Origin of the sequence: Variovorax sp. WS11 (assembly GCF_010499245.1) — a bacterium.
GTDB lineage: Bacteria > Pseudomonadota > Gammaproteobacteria > Burkholderiales > Burkholderiaceae_C > Variovorax.
The window spans coordinates 423,826-442,639 of the sequence record NZ_JAAGOW010000001.1; the positions used below are offsets into that span (position 1 = coordinate 423,826).

The window sequence follows — 18,814 nt, forward strand, 5'->3', positions numbered from 1 at the left end:
CCCTCTTCCCGTTGAACCAGCCGACGCCAGCGATCGTTGCCCAGAGTGCCGTGCGGCGCCTGCCGCGCATCGCCCTCATACTGCTGTGCGCGGCCTACCTGATGCCCGGCCTGGTGGGGCGCGGCCCCTGGAAGAGCGCGGACATCGTCTCCTTCGGCTACATGGCCGAACTCGCGCGCAGCACCGAGGGCCTGGCGCGCTGGCTCGATCCGATGCTGCTGGGCCTGCGGCCCGAGACGCCGGCCCTGATCCCTTACTGGATCGGCGCCTGGGCGATCAAGATCGCGCCCGCCTGGGTGCATCCAGACCTCGCGGTCCGCATCGCCTTCGCGCTGCTGCTGTGGGGCACCTTCGCAGCCACCTGGTACGCGGCGTACTACCTCGCGCGCACCACCCAGGCACAACCCGTGGCCTTTGCGTTCGGCGGCGAGGCGCGCCCCACCGACTACGCCCGCGCCATCGCCGACGGTGCGCTGCTGGCGCTGATCGCCTCCCTGGGCCTGGCCCAGTTGGGGCACGAGACCACGCCGGCGCTGGCCCAGCTCTTCTTCACCTCGCAGTTGTTCTACGGCGTCGTGGCCCTGCCCTACCACCGCGTCGGCCCGATCATCGCCCTGGTGGTCGGCGCGGCCGGCATGACGCTCAGCGGCGGCCCCACCGTCGGCTTGGCGATGGGCATCGGCTGCGTGATCTTCCTGGCCGTGGAGCGCCGGCGCCGCGCCAGGGAGGAAACGTACGACGAGGAACCCGACTACTCCGCAGCGGCGATCGGGACGATCTTCGGCGCCACGCTGCTGGCCGGGCTGCTGGCCGCCTGGCTCGGCCTGCTGCAATGGAAGATCGAGCTGCCGGGCAGCCAGCCCGGCACGCGCGTCTGGAGCGAGCTGCGCAGCCAGGCCAGGCTCCTGCTGTGGTTCACCTGGCCGGCCTGGCCGCTCGCGCTGTGGACCCTCTGGCGCTGGCGCCGGCAGCTGACGGCGCGCCACGTCGCGCTGCCCCTGTGGTTCGCGGTGGTGCCGCTGGCTGCGACCTGGACCACCAGCTTTTCCGAGCGCTCGCTGCTGCTCGCCCTGCCGGCCTTCGCGACGCTGGCGGCCTTCGCCCTGCCGACCTTCAGGCGCAGCGTCGCCGCGCTGATCGACTGGTTCACGCTGCTCTTCTTCAGCGTCTGGGCCATCGTCTTCTGGGTGATCTGGGTCGCGATGCAGACCGGCTTTCCGGCGAAGACGGCCGCCAACGTGGCGAAGCTGGCCCCCGGCTTCGTCCCCCACTTCTCGGCCACCGCGCTGGTTTTCGCCATCGCCGCCACGCTGGCCTGGGCCTGGCTGGTGCGCTGGCGCACCGGCCGGCACCGCGCCGCGTTGTGGAAGACCCTGGTGCTGCCGGCCGGCGGCGCGGCCCTGTGCTGGATGCTGGTGATGACGCTGTGGCTGCCGCTGCTGGACTACGCACGCAGCTACGCGCCGCAGGTGCGCGCCATCACCGAACGGGTCGGCCAGCCGAGCTGCGTGTCCCAGCTGGCGCTCGGCCGGCCCCATATCGCGGCCCTGCGCCACCACGGCCAGATCAACCTGCAGCCGCTGCTGGGCGGCCCGAGCTGCCCCTGGCTGGTGGTGAGCCCGGAGGCCATCGGGCGCCTCCACACGCTGGTCAACCTCGAGGGCTGGCGTCTTATCGGCACCCTGCGCCGCCCCACCAGTCCGAGCGACGACCTGCTGCTCTACCAAAGAACCGCGCCTTGAGCAGCGAACGGCGGGTCATTGCGCGCCACGCGGCGACGGTGCTTGCCGGCCAGTTGGCCGTGATGGCCTTCGGCGTAACCGACACCATCGTGGCCGGCCGCTACGCAGAGGGTGCGCTGGCGGCACTTTCGGTAGGCTCGGCCATCTTCGTCAGCGTCTACGTATCGTTGCTGGGGGTATTGCAGGCGCTGTTGCCCATCTGGGCCGAGCTGCACGGCGCGCAGCGCACGGACGAGGTCGGCCGCTCCGTGCGCCAGGCGCTCTACCTGTGCGGCTTCGCGATTGCGCTCGGCATGGCGATCCTGTTCTTCCCCGCGCCGCTGCTGCGCTGGGCCGAGGTGCCGCAGGCCATGCGCGCCGACGTCGAAGCCTATCTGCAGGTGCTGGCCTTCGCGCTGCCGCCGGCGCTGCTGTTCCGCCTGTTCAGCACGCTCAACCAGAGCCTGGGCAAGCCGCAGCTGGTGACCTGGCTGCAGGTGGCCTCGCTGGCGCCGAAGCTGGTGCTGTCGATCTGGTTCACCTTCGGCGGCGCCGGCCTGCCGGCGCTGGGCCTGGTGGGCTGCGGCTGGGCCACGCTGGCGGTGAACTGGGCGATGCTCGCCTGCGCGGCCTGGCTGCTGCGCAGCCGGCCCTTCTACCGCGACTACCACATCTGGCGCCGCATCGAGGCGCCCGACTGGCATCAACTCGGCCAGTTCGCCCGGCTCGGCGTTCCAGCCGGGCTCGCCGTGCTGGTCGAGGTCACCTCCTTCACGCTGATGGCGCTGTTCATCGCGCGCCTGGGCACCGCCGCCACTGCGGCCCACCAGATCGCATCGAACCTCACGGCCGTCGCCTACATGGTGCCGCTGTCGCTTTCGATCGCCACCAGCGCGCGCGTGAGCTTCTGGCTCGGCGCCGGCGACGCCACGCTGGCACGGCGCGCCTGTGCCCGCGGCTTCGAGCTGGCCGTGCTCGGCGCCTTGCTGTTCGCCGCCGCCATGGCGCTGCTACGCTGGCGGCTGGCAGCCATCTATTCCGCCAATCCCGCCGTGGTGGCGCTCGGCGCCACGCTGCTGCTGGCAACCGCCGCCTACCACCTGGCCGACGCCGTGCAGACGCTGTGCGTCTTCGTGCTGCGCTGCTACCGCGTGACGGTGATGCCGCTGGTGCTGTACTGCACGCTGCTCTGGGGCGTGGGACTGGGCGGCAGCTACATGCTGGCCTATCGCGGCATCGGGCCCTGGCCGGCGATGCAGTCGCCGTTGGCCTTCTGGCTGATGAGCGCGCTGGCCCTCGCGTTGGCGGCCGCGCTGCTGCTGGCGGTGCTGTGGTCGACGCTCAGAAGGCGGGAATGAATCCGGCGTGCCCGAGCAGCCTGTCCGGGCGTGCCCAATCAAGCGCAAAGCGCAGCCGTAGCTTCCGCTACGGCGAGCATTTGCAACGCAGAGTGGGTGCGCCTGGGCAGGATGAGCGGGCATGGCGGGTTCGTTCACGCCTTCTCATGCGACGGCGCTGAGCACGGCGGCCTGCCGCAGCCGCGTGACCGGAAAGATCAATGCAAAGCGCGAACCCTTCCCCACAGTGCTCTCGATGCGCAGCTCAGCCCCGTGGCGCTGCGCCACGTGCTTCACGATCGCCAGCCCCAGGCCGGTGCCGCCGGTCTCGCGCGACCGGCTGCGATCGATGCGATAGAAGCGCTCGGTGAGACGCGGGATGTGCTCCGCCGCAATGCCCGGCCCGCTGTCGCGCACCGCGTACTCGCCGCGCCCGTCGGGCAGGAGGCGCCAGCTCACTGCCACTTCGCCGCCGCCGGGCGTATAGCGGATGGCATTGCTCAGCAGGTTGGACATCGCGCTTTGCAGCTCGGTGGCCGCGCCGGCGATCTCGGAATCGGCATCCATCTCGAAGCTCAGCCTGTGCCCCTGCGAGGTCAGACGGGTCGACAGCCCGCGGCCTTCGTCTTCGCACTGCGCCATCAGCGCCCGCATGCGGGTCCAGCGATTGGCGGGCGGCGCGGCGCTGCCCTCCAGGCGCGACAGGGTGAGCAGATCGTTGACCAGCGTCTCCATGCGGTGCGACTGCTGTCCCATGAGCGCCAGGTAGCGGGACCGCTCCTCGGCATCGAGCGGCAGGTTCTGCAGCGTCTCGACGAAGCCGGCGAGCACCGTGAGCGGTGTGCGGATCTCGTGCGAGACATTGGCGACGAAGTCGCGCCGCATTGCCTCGGCCTGCTCGAGGGCTGTGATGTCGCGCGTCAGCAGCATGCGGCGATTGCCGGCGTACGGATGCACCTGCACCGACAGCCGCACCGGATGGCCGCGATGGGAGTGGATCTGCGAGGGTGCATCGATCACCACGTCGCGGCTGTAGTTCCAGGAGGCCAGGTAGGCCACGAAGGCGGGATCGCGCACCAGGTTCGAGAGATGCTGCAGCAGGTCGCGCTCGGCATCGATGCCGAATTGCCCGGCCGCGGTCTGGTTGCACCACTCGATGCGGCCCTGCTCGTCGAGCAGCACCACGCCGTTGGGCGAGGCCTGGATGGCCGCCAGGAACTCCTGCAGCCGGTCTTCGGCCTGCCGGGCCTGCTGTTCACGCGTGCGCAACAGTTTGCGGATGCGCTCGGCCAGCTCGCCCCAGACGCCGGGACCGCGCGACGGCAGGCCGTTGGCGTCGTTGCGTAGTACGTGCAGCAGCCGCTGGGCGCGCCAGGCATCGAGTCCGAGCCACAGCACCGCGCCCAGCCAGGCGCCCAGCCACAGGTAATGAAGTCCGGCCACTGCCGCGACCGCGGCGCCCCCGAGAAACGAGGCTGCCAGGAAAGTTGCTATACGAAACGGCATGCCCGCCCATTGTGCCGCGGGGCCCCCGCCGGCGAGCCCTTCACACCGTGACCTGGGACGTCAGCCTGTAGCCAGCGCCGCGCACGGTCTCGACCATCGGCGCCGCGGGGCCGAGCGATTCGCGCAGGCGCTTGACGTGCACGTCGACCGTGCGCTCCTCGATGTAGACGTGATCGCCCCACACCTTGTCCAGCAGCTGGGCGCGGCTGTGCACGCGCTCGGCGTGCTGCATCAGGTAGCCCAGCAGCTTGAACTCGGTCGGCCCCACCTTCAACGGCATGCCCTGCCAGGTCACGCGGTGCGTCGCGGTGTCGAGGGCCAGCTCGCCGATCTCGACGCGCTCGGTCACCACTTCCGGCGCGCGGCGCCGCAGCACGGCGCGGATGCGGGCCAGCATCTCCTGGGTGGAGAAGGGCTTGGTGATGTAGTCGTCCGCTCCGGCGTCCAGTCCGGCGACCTTGTCGGGCTCGTCGCCGCGCGCCGTCAGCATGAGGATCGGCATGCTCTTGGTGCGCGGGTCCTTGCGCCACTGGCGTGCCAGCTGCAGGCCGCTCTGGCCCGGCAGCATCCAGTCGAGCAGCACGAGGTCGGGCAGGTAGGCATCGATCTCGCGCTGCGCTGCCGCTCCGTCCTCGGCCCAGATCGGCTCGAAGCCGTTGTGACGCAGGTTGACGGCGATCAGCTCGGCAATCGAGGATTCGTCTTCGACGATCAGGACGCGGGGTTTCTTCATTGATCGGAATGAAAGCCTATTGAAGGGCCGACTCGATGTCCTGCATCGAAGTGTGCCGCACGTCGGCACCCTTGACGATGTAGATGATGAACTCGGCGATGTTCTTCGCATGGTCGCCGATGCGCTCGATGGCCTTGGCCAGGAACAGCAGGTCGAGGCTGGCCGAGATGGTGCGCGGGTCTTCCATCATGTAGGTGACCAGCTTGCGCACGAAACCGTCGAACTCCTTGTCGATCAGGTCGTCGTCCTTGAGGATCGACAGCGCGGCGGCGGTGTCCAGGCGCGCGAAGGCGTCGAGCGCCTTGCGCAGCAGGCCCGAAGCCAGGTCGGCCGCGATGCGCAGCTCGGTGGAAGGCAGCGCACGCGCCGAGCCGCTCTCGATGATCGACTTGACCATGCGCGCGATCTTGTTGGCCTCGTCGCCCACGCGCTCGAGGTTGGCGGTGGTCTTGGAGATCGCGATCAAGAGGCGCAGGTCGCGCGCCGTCGGCTGGCGCCGCGCGATGATCGAGGACAGCTCGCGGTCGATCTCGATCTCCATCGCGTTGACGCGAACCTCGGTCTCGATCACCCGGTCGGCCGACTCCGTGTCGAACTGCGCCAGCGCATACACGGCCTGGCTGATCTGGGACTCGACCATGCCGCCGAGCTCCATCACCCGCGAGGAGACCGCGTTCAGCTCGCTGTCGAACTGGCTGGAAAGATGTTTTTCGGTCATGACGCCCCTTTCAGCCGAAACGGCCGGTGATGTAGTCCTCGGTCTCCTTGCGCTTCGGCTTGAAGAATAGCTCTTCAGTGGCGCCGAACTCGATCAGGTCGCCCAGGTACATGTAGGCGGTGTAGTCGCTGCAACGCGCCGCCTGCTGCATGTTGTGGGTCACGATGACCACTGTGTATTCGTTCTTCAGTTCGGCGATCAGTTCCTCGATCTTGGCCGTGGAGATCGGGTCCAGCGCCGAGCAGGGCTCGTCGAGGAGCAGAACCTCGGGCTTGATCGCGATGCCGCGGGCGATGCACAGGCGCTGCTGCTGGCCGCCCGAAAGGCCGGAGCCGCTCTGCTGCAGCTTGTCGCGCACCTCGGTCCAGAGCGCGGCCTTCTTGAGCGCCCACTCGACGCGGTCGTCCATCTCGGAAGAGCTCAGGTTCTCGAACAGCTTCACGCCAAAGGCGATGTTGTCGTAGATCGACATCGGGAACGGCGTCGGCTTCTGGAACACCATGCCGATCTTGGCGCGGATCAGCGCCACGTCCTGCTTGGAGGTCAGCAGGTTCTCGCCGTCCAGCGAGATCACGCCCTCGGCGCGCTGCTCGGGGTAGAGCTCGAACATGCGGTTGAAGGTGCGCAGCAGGGTCGACTTGCCGCAGCCCGAAGGGCCGATGAAGGCGGTGACCTTGTTCTCGGGGATCTCGAGGTTGATGCCCTTGAGCGCGTGGAACTTGCCGTAGTAGAAGTTCAGGTCCTTGACCGAGATCTTCGCGCGGGACGGCTGTGCAGCGATGGTGGAAGGCATGATGTTCAGAGTTTGTTGCGCGTCAGGACGCGAGCGAGGATGTTGAGTGCCAGCACCGCGACGGTGATCAGGAACACGCCGGCCCAGGCCAGCTGCTGCCAGTTCTCGTACGGGCTCATCGCGAACTTGAAGATGGTCACCGGCAGGCTGGCCATCGGCTGCGTCATGTCGGCGGTCCAGAACTGGTTGTTGAGCGCCGTGAAGAGCAGCGGCGCGGTTTCGCCTGCGATGCGCGCCACCGCCAGCAGGATGCCGGTGACCACGCCGGCGCGCGCCGCGCGCAGCGTGATGCTCATGATCACCTTCCACTTCGGCGTGCCGAGCGCGTAGGCGGCCTCGCGCAGGCCGGGCGGGACCAGCTGCAGCATGTTCTCAGTGGTGCGGATCACGACCGGGATCACGATCAGCGCCAGCGCCATCGCGCCGGCCAGGCCCGAGAAGGACTTGAAGTAGGCCACCACGATCGCGTAGACGAACAGGCCGATCACGATCGACGGCGCCGACAGCAGGATGTCGTTGACGAAGCGCGTGACGCTCGCGAGCCAGCCCTTGGGGTTGTACTCCGCCAGGTAGATGCCGGCCATGATGCCGATCGGCGTGCCGACGAAGGTCGCCATCGCCACCATCGCCAGCGAGCCGAAGATCGCGTTGGCGATGCCGCCGGCCTCGTTGGGCGGCGGCGTCATCTCGGTGAAGGTCGCGATCGCCAGGCCGCCGACGCCGAGGCGCAGCGTTTCCCAGAGGATCCAGACCAGCCAGAACACGCCGAAGGCCATCGCGGCGAGCGACAGCGACAGCGCGATGACATTGACCCGCTTGCGGCTGGCGAACCTGGCCGCGCGCGTCTCGTTGAGCGCCTGGGCGCTGAGAAGCTTCTCCGCGGTGCTCATAGAAAAACCTCCGCGCTGCGCGCTGCGGTATTCGCCTTGGGAACGGCCCGGCGGCTCATGATTTTTTGCCCTCGCTCTTCTGCATCTGCTGCAGCAGCAGCTTCGACAGCGACAGCACCACGAAGGTGATGAAGAACAGCACCAGGCCCAGGTACATCAGCGAGGCCTGGTGCAGGCCAGCGCCGGCTTCGGCGAACTCGTTGGCCAGCACCGAGGTGATGCTGTTGGCCGCCTCGAACATCGAGAGCGAGTTCAGCTGGTTGGTGTTGCCGATCACGAAGGTAACTGCCATGGTTTCGCCCAGGGCCCGGCCGAGGCCGAGCATGATGCCGCCGATGACGCCGGCCTTGGTGTAGGGCAGCACCACCTTGGACACCACTTCCCAGGTCGTGGAGCCGAGGCCGTAGGCCGACTCCTTGAGCAGCGGCGGCGTGACCTCGAACACGTCGCGCATCACCGAGGCGATGAACGGGATGATCATGATCGCGAGGATGATGCCGGCCGACAAAATGCCGATGCCCACCGGCGGGCCGGACACCAGCGCGCCCAGGTAAGGCACCCCGTCGAACAGCCTCTGCAGCGGCTGCTGCACGTAGGTCGAGAGGATCGGGCCGAACACCAGCAGGCCCCACATGCCGTAGACGATCGAGGGCACGGCCGCCAGCAGCTCGATGGCGGTGCCGAGCGGCCGCTTGAGCCAGGCCGGCGACATCTCGGTCAGGAACAGCGCGATGCCGAAGCTCACCGGCACCGCGATGATCAGCGCGATCAGCGAGGTGGCGAGCGTGCCGTAGATCATCACCAGGCCGCCGTACTCGTTCTGGACCGGATCCCACACGCTGCTGGTGAGGAAACCGACGCCGAACTTGGCGATCGCGGGCCAGGCACCTGCCAGGAGCGACAGCAGGATGCCGATGAGCATCGCCAGGGTCAGCAGCGCGGCGCCCTTGGCCGCCAGGCCGAACAGGCGGTCGGCGATGGCGCCGGTGCGCGGCTTCCTGACAGGGGGCGGACTGGTGGATGTGCGCGCACCCTCGGCCGGGAGGTCGAGGGGGTTGGCGGCAGCGGGGAAAGTGGATGACACAGGTCGCTCCGAATTCGGCGCGTGCTCGAGCGGGGTGCTGCTCATGACGCGCCGGCTCGCTTTACTTGGCGACGACGGGCTTGCCCGACGCGTCCTTGATCTCGCCCCAGGCGGTGGCGATGGCGCCCTTCACCTTCTCGGGCATCGGCACGTAGTCCAGGTCGCCGGCGGTCTTGTCGCCGTTCTTGTAGGCCCACTCGAAGAACTTGAGCGTGGTGGTGGCCTGGGCCGGCTTGTCCTGGGTCTTGTGCATCAGGATGAAGGTCGCGCCGGTGATCGGCCACGACTGGTCGCCGGCCTGGTTGGTCAGCACCTGGTAGAAGGTCTTGGACCAGTCGGCGCCCGCGGCGGCCGCCTTGAAGGCGTCATCGTCCGGGGAGACGAACTTGCCGGCAGCGTTCTGCATCTGCGCATAAGTCATCTTGTTCTGCTTGACGTAGGCGTACTCGACGTAGCCGATCGAATTGGGCAGCTTGCTGACGAACTGGGCGACGCCTTCGTTGCCCTTGCCGCCCGCGCCGGTGGGCCAGTTGACGGCGGTGCCGTCGCCGACCTTGGCCTTCCAGTCGGGGTTGGCCTTGCTCAAATAGTTGGTAAACAGGAAGGTGGTGCCGGAACCGTCGGCGCGGCGCACCGGGGCGATAGCGGCGTCGGGCAGCGCGAGGGAGCCGTTCAGCGCCTTGATCGCCGGGTCGCTCCACTTGGTGATCTTGCCCAGGTAGATGTCGCCGAGCACCTGGCCGCTGAGCTTGAGCTCGCCGGCCTTGATGCCCTGGATGTTGACCACGGGGACCACGCCGCCGATGACGGTCGGGAACTGCAGCAGGCCCTTGGCCTTGAGGTCTTCATCGGTCAGCGGCATGTCGGAAGCGCCGAAATCGACCGTCTTGGCGTCGATCTGCTTGATGCCCGCGCCGGAACCGACCGACTGGTAGTTGATCTTGGCGCCGGTGGCCTTGTTGAAATCGGAAGCCCACTTGGAATACAGCGGAGCCGGGAAGCTTGCGCCTGCGCCCGTGGCTTCCTGGGCAAAAGCGGGGACATGGGCCAGGGCCGCGGCAATGAGGCCGGCGGCTGCAAACTTGAACGTCGTTTTCATGAAGCTTCCTTCTGGATGTGCAAAGAACCCCCTTGCCGGGGACTTGGCAGCGACTCTAGGAAGCTTGTGTGACATCAATGTGACACCCTCTCCAGAGGGAAAACGGCCGTGCTGGGCCGCGGATTCTATGACGATGTCACACAACCGTCATGGTCCACACCTAGCCTCGGGAGCGTGCCGCGGCGCCTGCCTACGCGGCGCCGGCCGGCCGCGACGTTACGATCAGGCCCCGGCCTCTCCCATCTCGACATGCAAAACGGAACCCGCCTCGCCGCGGTCGATCTCGGTTCGAACAGCTTCAGGCTCGAAATCGGCCGCGTCGACCACGGCCAGATCCAACGCGCCGAATACCTGAAGGAAACCGTCCGCCAGGGCAACGGCCTGGACGCGGCCCGCAACCTGACGCCCGAAGCCATGCAGCGCGGCTGGGACGCCCTGGCGCGCTTCGGCGAACGGCTGGCGGGCTTCAAGCGCTCGCAGGTCCGCGTGGTGGCCACCCAGACCCTGCGCGAAGCCCGCAACCGCGACGAGTTCCTGCTGCGCGCGCGCACCATCCTGGGCTTCGGCATCGACGTCATCACCGGCCGCGAAGAAGCCCGCCTTATCTATCAGGGTGTGGCGCACCTGCTGCCCCATACCGATGCTTCGAGCCGCGAACGCCGGCTGGTGGTGGACATCGGCGGCCGCTCGACCGAGATGATCATCGGCCAGGGCCTGGAGGCCGAGGTGATGGAGTCGTACCGGGTCGGCAGCGTCGCCTGGTCGATGAAGCATTTTCCCGAGGGTCAGTTCGCCACCGCCGCCTTCCGGGCCGCGGAGGTCGCGGCCAAGGCGGTGCTGGACGACGCGCTCGGCACCTACGTGCCCGACCAGTGGGACGTGGCCTACGGCGCCTCGGGCACCATCGGCGCGGTCGGCGACGTGCTGGCCGCCGCCGGCGGCGAGCCGGGCCTGATCACCCGCGAAGGGCTGGACTGGCTGGTCGAGCGCCTGCTCAAGGCCGGCAGCGCCGATCGCCTGCGCATCGAGGGCATGCGGGAAGACCGCAAGGCGGTGATCGGCGGCGGCGTGAGCGTGCTGCGGGCCGTTTTCGACCTGCTCGAGATCGAGGAGATGCGGGTGGCGCAGGGCGCCCTGCGCCACGGCGTGCTGTACGAGCTGCTGGAGCGCGACGAGAGCGTCGCCGACCTGCGCGCCAGCACGGTGGCGCGCCTGGCCAGCCGCTTCGTCGCCGACACCGCCCAGGTGCGGCGGGTCGGCGAGACGGCCGCGGCGCTGTTCCTGCAGCTGGAGCCGGCCTCGCGCGGCGCCAGCACCACCAGCCGCGCGGGCCGGGCGCTGCGCAAGATCGGCTGGGCCGCGCAGCTGCACGAGATCGGCACCCACATCTCCCACAGCGAATACCACAAGCACGGCGCCTACATCCTGGACAACTGCGACGCGCCGGGCTTCGCGGTCAACGAGATGCACTGGCTCAGCCAGTTGGTGCTGGGCCACCGGGGCAAGCTGCGCAAGCTCGAAGGTTCGCTGGACGACGAGACTTTCGTGCCCCAGCTGCTGGCACTGCGGCTGGCGGTGATCCTGTGCCATGCCCGGCGCGACCCTGACCTGGACGGCCTGCGTCTCGCGCGGGCGGACAGCCGCTTCTTCGTGCTCGGCTGCCGCAGCGGCTGGGCCGAGAGCTATCCGCAATCGGCGCATCTGCTGCGCGAGGAAGTGCTGGCCTGGCAGAAGACCCCCTGGCGGGTCCAGTTGGAAGGCTGCTGAGCGCCCGCCAGGGCGGTGGGCGCCGCCCGCCCGCCTAAAGCAGCTCGGGCGACTGAACCGTCACCACCACGGTCTGGACGTCGCCGTCGCGCTCGCGCGTGCGGATCCACCAGACGGCGCCCTTGCGCACCGGGCAGCTGTCGTGCTTCAGCCCGAGCAAGAGCGAGATCGCCTCGCCGAGCGAGGGTTGGTGCCCGACCAGCAGCACCACCGACTTGCCGTTGGGCCAGCCGGCCGCGCCCAGCAGCGCATCGGGCGTGGTGTCGGGCGCGAGCTCGCTGCGCAGCTTGTACTTGCGACCCAGCGCCAGCACCGTCTGCTCGCAGCGCCGCGCGGGGCTGCAGACGACGCGCGTGCCCTCGGGCAGCTGCCGGTCCAGCCAGGCCGCCATGCGCTTGGCCTGCTTTTCGCCGCGCTGGGTCAGCGAACGCTGCATGTCGTCGCAGCCTTCGGTCCAGTCCTCGGCCTCGGCATGGCGCCAGAAGATCAGGTCCATGCGCGCCTCATCCTCGCGTGGCGGCGCGGCTGCGGCCACGCGACGAGTAGCGGACCATCAGCGCGGTCTGCGCACCGTGCGCCTGGACGGCACGCGGCGCGCCCTCCTCGCCCTGGTGCGTGTCGTGGTGCACGCGGCGGTAGGCGCCATCGGCGCCGAGGTCCCAGGCATCGCGCCCGTCGTGCAGATAGGCCACCAGGCATTCGTCGATCAGGCGCTGGCGCAGCACGGGGTCGGTCACCGGCCAGGCCAGCTCGATGCGCCGCATCATGTTGCGGTTCATCCAGTCGGCGCTCGACAGGTAGAGCGCCTCGTCCTCGCCCTCGCGGAAATAGAAGACTCGCGAATGCTCGAGGAAGCGGCCGATCACCGAGCGCACGCGGATGTTGTCGGTCAGGCCCGGCACCAGGGCCGGCAGCGTGCAGGCGCCGCGCACGATCAGGTCGATCTTCACGCCCTTGCGGCCCGCGGCGACCAGGGAGGCGATCAGGGCCTCGTCGGTCAGTGCATTCATCTTGGCGACGATGCGCGCGGGTACGCCGCGCGCGGCCGCTGCGCCCAGCGCGTCGATGCGCGCGGCCAGGTTGCGGTGCAGATCGAAGGGCGCCACCCACATGCGGTTGAGCTTCGGCAGCCGGCTCTGGCTGGCCATGTGCACGAACACGGCCTCCATGTCGGCCGTCAGCGCCGGATCGGCCGTCAGGTGGCTGATGTCGGTGTAGAGCCTCGCGGTGCGCGGGTTGTAGTTGCCGGTGGACAGGTGGCCGTAGCGCCGCATCTGCTTGCCCTCGCGCCGCGTCACCAGCAGCATCTTGGCGTGGGTCTTGAGGCCGACCACGCCATAGACCACCTGGGCGCCGATCGACTCGAGCATCTCGGCCCAGTTGATGTTGGCTTCCTCGTCGAAGCGCGCCTTGAGTTCCACGATCACCGTGACTTCCTTGCCGCGGCGCACCGCCTCGCGCAGCAGCTCCATCAGCTCGGAATCGGCGCCGGTGCGGTAGATGGTCTGCTTGATCGCGAGCACCTGCGGGTCCTGCACCGCCTCGCGCAGGAAGGCAAGCACGCCCTCGAAGCTCTCGAAGGGCTGGTGGATCATTGCATCGCCGGCCTGCAGCCGCTCGAAGAAGGACTGCCCCGGCGACAGCGAAATCGGGTAAGAGGCCTGGTAAGGGGCGAAGCGAAGCTGCGGCTCCTCCAGCAGGTCGATCAGCTGCGTCAGCCGCGCCAGGTTGACCGGCCCGTGCACCCGGTAGAGCGCCTCCGGCGGCAGATCGAACTGCGCGAGCAGGAAGCTCGCCAGCGACTCGGCACAACTGGCCGACACCTCCAGCCGCACCGCCTGCCCGAAGTGCCGGTGCTGCAGCCCCTGGCGCAGCGCGGTGCGCAGGTTCTTGACGTCTTCCTCGTCGACCGCCAGATCGGAATGGCGCGTGACGCGGAACTGAGAGAAATCGCCCACCTCGCGCCCCGGAAACATGCTCTGCAGATGCGCCCGCACGATGCTCGACAGCGCGACGAAGAGCCTCTTGCCGCCGGACACGCGGCCCGGCATCGCGATCATGCGCGGCAGCACCCGCGGCACCTTGACGATGGCGATCGGGTTCTCGCGGCCGAAGGCGTCCTTGCCGCCCAGGCGCACGATGAAGTTGAGCGACTTGTTGGCGACCTGCGGGAAGGGATGGGCCGGGTCCAGCCCGACGGGGATCAGCAGCGGCCGGACCTCGCGCTCGTAATAGTCGCTCACCCATTTGCGCTGCGCCGCATTGCGCTCGCCGTGCGAGATGACATGGACGCCTTCCTTCGCGAAGGTCGGCATCAGTTCGTCGTTGTAGAGCGCGTACTGCCGGCCCACCAAGGTATGCGCCGCCTCGGCCAGGCGAGCGAAGGAGTCGACCGTGTAGTTGCCCTTGCGGTCGCCGGCGGTATTGGCGGCCAGGTGAGGCGCCATCCGCACCTCGAAGAACTCGTCGAGGTTGGACGAGACGATGCACAGGTAGCGCAGCCGCTCGATCAGCGGGACCTCGGGTCTATAGGCCCAGTCGAGCACACGCTCGTTGAAGGCCAGGATGCTGTGGTCGCGATCGAGCAGCGTCAGCGAGGGTTCCGCGACGACAGGCGGGCTGTCGGCGAGGACGGGAGGAGAAGCGAAATTGTCTGGAACAACGGGCACAGGAATGGTCGCATGCGAGAACATGACAGTGTCAAACACCTTCGTGACACTTGCATGACAACTGTGTGACGCTCTTTCCCGGCTGTCAATCGCCCAGGAAATGCTTGCGATAGCGCGCCGGCAGGTCGTCGATGCGCATCAGCATGGGCAGGTCGGCGGTGTTGAAGTCCGGGTCCCAGGCCGGCGGGCCCAGCACCTTGGCACCCAGTCGCAGGTAGCCCTTGATCAGGGCCGGCGGCTCGATGTCCAGGTCGCCGTTGAGCCGATGCACCGGCAGCGGCAGCCGCGGCTGGACCTGGTACTGGATCGGCGCCATGTGCGTGCCCGAGAGCTGGCGCCAGATGCTGGCAGCGGCATCGCCGCTGGTCACGCCGTTGTGCCACATCGGGATGCTGGCACAGCCGATCATGGTGTCGAGCTTGTTGCGGTTCATGAAGGCCGCGAGCGCGCCCCACAGCGCAAGGATCACGCCGCCCTGGCGGTGGTCGGCATGCACGCAGCTGCGGCCCAGCTCCACCATGCGTTCGCGCAGGTCGCGCAGGCGCGTCAGGTCGAACTCGGTGTCGCTGTAGGTGCTGCCCACGCGCCGGGCCTGGGCCGGCGTCAGCACGCGGTAGGTGCCGATGACCTGACGCGTGGCCTCGTCGCGCACCAGCAGGTGCTCGCAGAAATCATCGAACAGGTCGACGTCGTGGCCTTCGAGCGTGGTGTTCAGGCGCGCGCCCATCTCGCCGGCGAACACTTCATGGCGCAGGCGCTGCGCGGCGCGCACGTCGTCCTGGTGGCGCGCCCAGCTCACGCTGATGCCGCCGCGGCCGGGCTCGATCGCCTCGGGCAGCGTGACGGGTGCGGCAGGAACGGGAACGGTCGCCGGCGTGCGAACCGGGGCGGGCCACAGGGCGGCACGCAATCCCAGTTGCGAGAACGGAAACGTCGGCGTGGGCAGTTCTTTCATGCGGGGACCCTTTCTGCCGACGAAGTCTGTGAGCACGCAATGAAACACGCGTGTCACTCCGATGGCAGTTGCATGACGTGTCGCTCAAGGGCCAAACTTTGGGCGTCTAATGCCGAACGGCTGAACCTTGCAAGCGATGGAGTTCCACCCATGTCCGTTGAAATGACGGCCGACGCCCCCGTCGGCATCGCCGAGACCCGGCGCGACCAGATGTTCCCCACGCTGACCGCCTGCGACATCGCACGCGCCCGGCGCTTCGGCAGCGTGCAGCACTACGCGCGCGGCGACTGCCTTTTCTCTGCCGGCGAGCCGGGCCCCGGCATGTTCGTGGTGCTCGAGGGCATCGTGGCCATCACGCAACGCGACGGGCTGGGACGCGTGGTGCCGATCCGGCACCAGGGCCACGGCCAGTTCCTCGCCGAAATCGCGCAACTCTCCGGCCGCCCTTCCCTGGTCGACGGCCACGCGGAAGAGGCGGTCACGACCCTGCTGGTGCCGCCCGAGCAGTTGCGGGCCCTGATCATCGCCGAGGCCGACCTCGGCGAGCGGCTGGTGCGCGCGATGATCCTGCGCCGCGTGGCGCTGATCGAATCGGGCAGCAGCGGGCCGGTGCTGATCGGCCGGCCGCAGTCCACCGCCCTGCTGAGCCTGCAGAACTTCCTGACGCGCAACGGCCATCCCTACCAGGTCGTCGACGCCACACAGGACAGCGATGCCCGCGCCCTGTTGGAACAGTATCCCGACGCGGAACTGCTGGTCACCTGCCCCAACGGCTCGGTGTTGACCGATCCCAGCGAGAGCGCCCTGGCGCGCTGCCTCGGCATGATCGATTCCGTCGAGCACGACGAGCTGTTCGACGTGCTGGTCGTGGGCGCCGGCCCGGCCGGCCTCGCGACCGCCGTCTATGCAGCCTCCGAGGGCCTGCGCGTGATCGTCCTCGACTGCCGCTCCTTCGGCGGCCAGGCCGGCGCCAGTGCGCGCATCGAGAACTACCTGGGCTTTCCGACCGGCATCTCCGGCGGGGCGCTGGCGGGGCGCGCCTTCGTGCAGGCCCAGAAGTTCGGCGTCGAGATGATGATCCCGGCCCAGGCCGCGTCCATGGATTGCAGCCAGGCCGACAGCAAGGGCGAGCTGATCGTCCGCCTCTCGGACGGGCGGCGCCTGCGCGCGCGCACGGTGGTGATCGCCAGCGGCGCCCGCTACCGCCGGCCCGAGGTGCCGCGCCTGAGCGAATTCGAAGGTCGTGGCATCTGGTACTGGGCCTCGGCGCTGGAGGCCAAGCTGTGCGCCCAGCAGGAGATCGCCCTCGTCGGCGGCGGCAACTCGGCCGGCCAGGCGGCGGTCTTCCTCTCGCAGCACGTGGACAAGCTCAACCTGCTGGTGCGCGGCCCTTCTCTCGCGGCCACCATGTCGCGCTACCTGATCGACCGCATCGAGGCCACGCCGAACATCGAGCTGCATCCCCACACCGAGCTCATCGACCTGCATGGCGAGCCTGATTCGGGACTCAACGGCGCGAGCTGGCGCTGCAGAACGAGCGGCGAAGAGTTCACCTGCCCGGCCCGCAACATCTTCCTGTTCATCGGTGCGGTGCCCGAAACCGACTGGCTGGAAGGCTGCGGCGTCTCCGTCGACAAGCATGGCTTCGTGCTCACGGGCGAGGCCGCGAGCCGCGGCTTTCCTGCGCGCCCTTCGACCGCGCTGGAAACCAGCGTGCCGGGCGTGTATGCGGTGGGCGACGTGCGCTCGGGCTCTGTCAAGCGCGTGGGCGGCGCCATCGGCGAAGGCGCGCAGGTGGTCGCGCTGATCCACAAGCACCTGGCCCCCAGCGCCGTGGTCGCCTGAAATCCGGCAAGGCGGCTGCCGGCATCCGGGGAGCGCCCTGCACGAAAGACCACCGGCCGCTATGCTGGCCGGCCGTCTTTCATCCGTGGAACCCTACGCATGTCCCAAGCGCCCATCGACGTCTATTCCTGGCCCACCCCCAACGGCCACAAGATCCACATCATGCTGGAGGAGTGCGGCCTGCCTTACCGCGCGCACCCGGTCAATATCGGCAAGGGCGACCAGTTCGAGCCCGGCTTCCTGAAGATCAGCCCCAACAACAAGATTCCGGCCATCACCGACCCCGAGGGGCCGGACGGCAAGCCGATCTCGCTCTTCGAGTCCGGCGCCATCCTCGTCTACCTGGCCGGCAAGACCGGCCGCTTCATGCCCAGGGACGACCGCGGGCGCTACGAGGTGCTGCAGTGGCTGATGTTCCAGATGGGCGGCGTCGGCCCGATGCTCGGCCAGACCCATCACTTCCGGCTCTACGCGCCGGAGAAGATCGCCTACGCCATCGACCGCTACAGCAACGAGGCGCGGCGCCTCTACGGCGTGATCGACAAGCAGCTCGCCAACCACGCCTTCATTGCCGGCGACAGCTACTCCATCGCCGACATCGCCATCTTCCCCTGGCTGCGCAACTGGGAGGGCCAGGGCATCGTGCTGACGGACTTCCCGCACCTGAAGAAGTGGTTCGAGGGCATTGCCGCGCGACCGGCCGTGCAGCGCGGCGTCAAGGTGCTGGCGGACCTGCGCCAGCCCATCACCGGCGACAAGGAGCGCGAGGTGCTGTTCGGCAAGACGCAATACGAGCGACGCTGAGGGCCTGCCCCGCCGCGCAGGCTAGAATCGCAGGCTCGTCGGGGTGTAGCGCAGCCTGGTAGCGCATCTGCTTTGGGAGCAGAGGGTCGAAGGTTCGAATCCTTTCGCCCCGACCATCAAAAAGTGAACGCCGGCATGGACGCAAGTCTGTGCCGGCGTTTTGCTTTGCAGAGAACTTCCCTGCGTTCTCAAGCCGTCCTTGCGCGCTCGACCACTCGCGCGGCGCGAGGCGCGCGCCGCGCCGGCTTCCTGGGCCCGAAGAGGCGGGCTGCAACGGGCGCCGGTGCCGCCTGGAGCACCCGATCCATCCCGCGGGAGAAATCTTGGCAAGCCAGGTTGAACTCGGCAACCGCCTGAAGGTACTCGCGACGCGCAGCCTTGGTGCTCATGAGCGGAAGGTACTCCAATTGCCGAGCCGCCACCACAGCCACTCAACTGACGGGCAACTGCTCCGGCATCGGCTCCGGCGGCGGCGATGACGGCTCCTTCTCGGCCGGCTCGCGCCCACCCAGCTCCTCGATCATCTTCTCGCCGACGGGATCCGGGCCGTCCAGGGGGATCGATTCCTCGAAGCCGATCTCCGGCTCCTCGCTGGGGGTTCGGGTGGTGTTGGTGCTCATGAGGTGAAACTCCATCTGAAACCGCCACCTTGGCGCCCATAGATGCGCGGCTGTCTCGGGCAAACTCCCCACCCGATGTCGGCGGCCGCCGACGCCGCGCGGCCACACCGTAAAATCGCGCACCTTCCTCACTGCCCGTAGCTCAGTTGGATAGAGCATCGGCCTTCTAAGCCGAATGTCGGGGGTTCGATCCCCTCCGGGCAGGCCACCGCCTCGCCGACGCGGGAAGCCTCTACCTCGCGGTCGCACCAACGGCTTGAAATCGTCCGACCC

Annotated in this window: 16 protein-coding genes and 2 tRNA genes; 7 read left to right on the forward strand and 11 right to left on the reverse strand. The window is 68.5% G+C overall.

Translation table 11 applies throughout. The features are described from left to right. Positions 1-11: 11 nt before the first annotated feature. Positions 12-1,742, forward strand: a complete 1,731-nt coding sequence (locus GXN78_RS02285) for a hypothetical protein (RefSeq protein WP_106553923.1) — start codon at positions 12-14, stop codon at positions 1,740-1,742. Then, the gene (locus GXN78_RS02290; RefSeq protein WP_106553922.1) at positions 1,739-3,079 is read left to right on the forward strand and encodes an MATE family efflux transporter; all 1,341 of its coding nucleotides are present in this window, start codon (positions 1,739-1,741) and stop codon (positions 3,077-3,079) included. The genes GXN78_RS02285 and GXN78_RS02290 overlap by 4 nt, the downstream gene beginning before the upstream one ends. 144 nt (positions 3,080-3,223) lie before the next feature. Here the strand turns inward: GXN78_RS02290 and phoR are convergent, their stop codons facing one another. From phoR to pstS, 7 genes are read right to left on the reverse strand one after another with little or no spacing between them, the layout of a single operon-like run. Further along, the gene (phoR, locus tag GXN78_RS02295; RefSeq protein ID WP_106553921.1) at positions 3,224-4,564 is read right to left on the reverse strand and encodes a phosphate regulon sensor histidine kinase PhoR; all 1,341 of its coding nucleotides are present in this window, start codon (positions 4,562-4,564) and stop codon (positions 3,224-3,226) included. Positions 4,565-4,604: 40 nt separating this feature from the next. After that, entirely contained in the window at positions 4,605-5,297 is a 693-nt protein-coding gene (gene phoB, locus GXN78_RS02300) for a phosphate regulon transcriptional regulator PhoB (protein ID WP_106553920.1), read from the reverse strand. Positions 5,298-5,313: 16 nt separating this feature from the next. Continuing rightward, positions 5,314-6,015, reverse strand: coding sequence for a phosphate signaling complex protein PhoU (gene phoU / locus GXN78_RS02305; protein ID WP_106553919.1), 702 nt, complete (start codon positions 6,013-6,015; stop codon positions 5,314-5,316). Positions 6,016-6,025: 10 nt separating this feature from the next. Beyond that, positions 6,026-6,808 (reverse strand): phosphate ABC transporter ATP-binding protein PstB, encoded by a 783-nt coding sequence (gene pstB, locus GXN78_RS02310; RefSeq protein WP_106553918.1) that lies wholly within the window; start codon positions 6,806-6,808, stop codon positions 6,026-6,028. Between the two features lie 5 nt (positions 6,809-6,813). Beyond that, complete coding sequence (pstA, locus tag GXN78_RS02315; protein ID WP_106553917.1) at positions 6,814-7,698, reverse strand: phosphate ABC transporter permease PstA; 885 nt, start codon at positions 7,696-7,698, stop codon at positions 6,814-6,816. 55 nt (positions 7,699-7,753) lie between these two features. Further along, positions 7,754-8,827 (reverse strand): phosphate ABC transporter permease subunit PstC, encoded by a 1,074-nt coding sequence (gene pstC / locus GXN78_RS02320; RefSeq protein ID WP_106553916.1) that lies wholly within the window; start codon positions 8,825-8,827, stop codon positions 7,754-7,756. A gap of 16 nt (positions 8,828-8,843) precedes the next feature. Beyond that, entirely contained in the window at positions 8,844-9,881 is a 1,038-nt protein-coding gene (gene pstS, locus GXN78_RS02325) for a phosphate ABC transporter substrate-binding protein PstS (protein WP_106553915.1), read from the reverse strand. Between the two features lie 249 nt (positions 9,882-10,130). Between pstS and GXN78_RS02330 the strand changes: the two genes are divergently transcribed. Then, complete coding sequence (locus GXN78_RS02330; protein ID WP_106553914.1) at positions 10,131-11,648, forward strand: Ppx/GppA phosphatase family protein; 1,518 nt, start codon at positions 10,131-10,133, stop codon at positions 11,646-11,648. Positions 11,649-11,682: 34 nt separating this feature from the next. Here the strand turns inward: GXN78_RS02330 and GXN78_RS02335 are convergent, their stop codons facing one another. From GXN78_RS02335 to GXN78_RS02345, 3 genes are all read right to left on the reverse strand, one after another. Further along, positions 11,683-12,144, reverse strand: coding sequence for a histidine phosphatase family protein (locus GXN78_RS02335; protein ID WP_106553913.1), 462 nt, complete (start codon positions 12,142-12,144; stop codon positions 11,683-11,685). A gap of 7 nt (positions 12,145-12,151) precedes the next feature. After that, entirely contained in the window at positions 12,152-14,341 is a 2,190-nt protein-coding gene (ppk1, locus tag GXN78_RS02340; RefSeq protein ID WP_106553912.1) for a polyphosphate kinase 1, read from the reverse strand. 61 nt (positions 14,342-14,402) lie between these two features. Then, the gene (locus tag GXN78_RS02345) at positions 14,403-15,272 is read right to left on the reverse strand and encodes a GNAT family N-acyltransferase (RefSeq protein WP_106553911.1); all 870 of its coding nucleotides are present in this window, start codon (positions 15,270-15,272) and stop codon (positions 14,403-14,405) included. Between the two features lie 150 nt (positions 15,273-15,422). Here GXN78_RS02345 and GXN78_RS02350 point away from each other — a divergent pair, with 150 nt between their 5' ends. From GXN78_RS02350 to GXN78_RS02360, 3 genes are all read left to right on the forward strand, one after another. Further along, positions 15,423-17,117 carry an FAD-dependent oxidoreductase gene (locus GXN78_RS02350; RefSeq protein ID WP_106553910.1) on the forward strand — a complete coding sequence of 565 codons (1,695 nt, stop codon included), beginning with the start codon at positions 15,423-15,425 and terminating at the stop codon, positions 17,115-17,117. A 99-nt stretch (positions 17,118-17,216) separates the two neighbouring features. Continuing rightward, positions 17,217-17,921 carry a glutathione binding-like protein gene (locus GXN78_RS02355; RefSeq protein ID WP_106553909.1) on the forward strand — a complete coding sequence of 235 codons (705 nt, stop codon included), beginning with the start codon at positions 17,217-17,219 and terminating at the stop codon, positions 17,919-17,921. A 39-nt stretch (positions 17,922-17,960) separates the two neighbouring features. Next, positions 17,961-18,037: transfer RNA gene (locus tag GXN78_RS02360), tRNA-Pro, on the forward strand. 315 nt (positions 18,038-18,352) lie between these two features. Here GXN78_RS02360 and GXN78_RS02365 read toward each other — a convergent pair. Beyond that, positions 18,353-18,541, reverse strand: a complete 189-nt coding sequence (locus GXN78_RS02365; RefSeq protein WP_146162941.1) for a hypothetical protein — start codon at positions 18,539-18,541, stop codon at positions 18,353-18,355. Positions 18,542-18,672: 131 nt separating this feature from the next. Here GXN78_RS02365 and GXN78_RS02370 point away from each other — a divergent pair. Beyond that, positions 18,673-18,749, forward strand: a tRNA-Arg gene (locus GXN78_RS02370). Positions 18,750-18,814 lie beyond the last annotated feature (65 nt).

Coding starts and splice junctions, on each gene's coding strand:
- phoR (WP_106553921.1), bottom strand. CDS start 4,564: ATGCCGTTTCGTATAGCAACTTTCCTGGCAGCCTCGTTTCTCGGGGGC.
- phoB (WP_106553920.1), bottom strand. CDS start 5,297: ATGAAGAAACCCCGCGTCCTGATCGTCGAAGACGAATCCTCGATTGCC.
- phoU (WP_106553919.1), bottom strand. CDS start 6,015: ATGACCGAAAAACATCTTTCCAGCCAGTTCGACAGCGAGCTGAACGCG.
- pstB (WP_106553918.1), bottom strand. CDS start 6,808: ATGCCTTCCACCATCGCTGCACAGCCGTCCCGCGCGAAGATCTCGGTC.
- pstA (WP_106553917.1), bottom strand. CDS start 7,698: ATGAGCACCGCGGAGAAGCTTCTCAGCGCCCAGGCGCTCAACGAGACG.
- pstC (WP_106553916.1), bottom strand. CDS start 8,827: ATGAGCAGCACCCCGCTCGAGCACGCGCCGAATTCGGAGCGACCTGTG.
- pstS (WP_106553915.1), bottom strand. CDS start 9,881: ATGAAAACGACGTTCAAGTTTGCAGCCGCCGGCCTCATTGCCGCGGCC.
- GXN78_RS02330 (WP_106553914.1), top strand. CDS start 10,131: ATGCAAAACGGAACCCGCCTCGCCGCGGTCGATCTCGGTTCGAACAGC.
- GXN78_RS02335 (WP_106553913.1), bottom strand. CDS start 12,144: ATGGACCTGATCTTCTGGCGCCATGCCGAGGCCGAGGACTGGACCGAA.
- ppk1 (WP_106553912.1), bottom strand. CDS start 14,341: ATGTTCTCGCATGCGACCATTCCTGTGCCCGTTGTTCCAGACAATTTC.
- GXN78_RS02345 (WP_106553911.1), bottom strand. CDS start 15,272: ATGAAAGAACTGCCCACGCCGACGTTTCCGTTCTCGCAACTGGGATTG.
- GXN78_RS02350 (WP_106553910.1), top strand. CDS start 15,423: ATGTCCGTTGAAATGACGGCCGACGCCCCCGTCGGCATCGCCGAGACC.
- GXN78_RS02355 (WP_106553909.1), top strand. CDS start 17,217: ATGTCCCAAGCGCCCATCGACGTCTATTCCTGGCCCACCCCCAACGGC.
- GXN78_RS02365 (WP_146162941.1), bottom strand. CDS start 18,541: ATGAGCACCAACACCACCCGAACCCCCAGCGAGGAGCCGGAGATCGGC.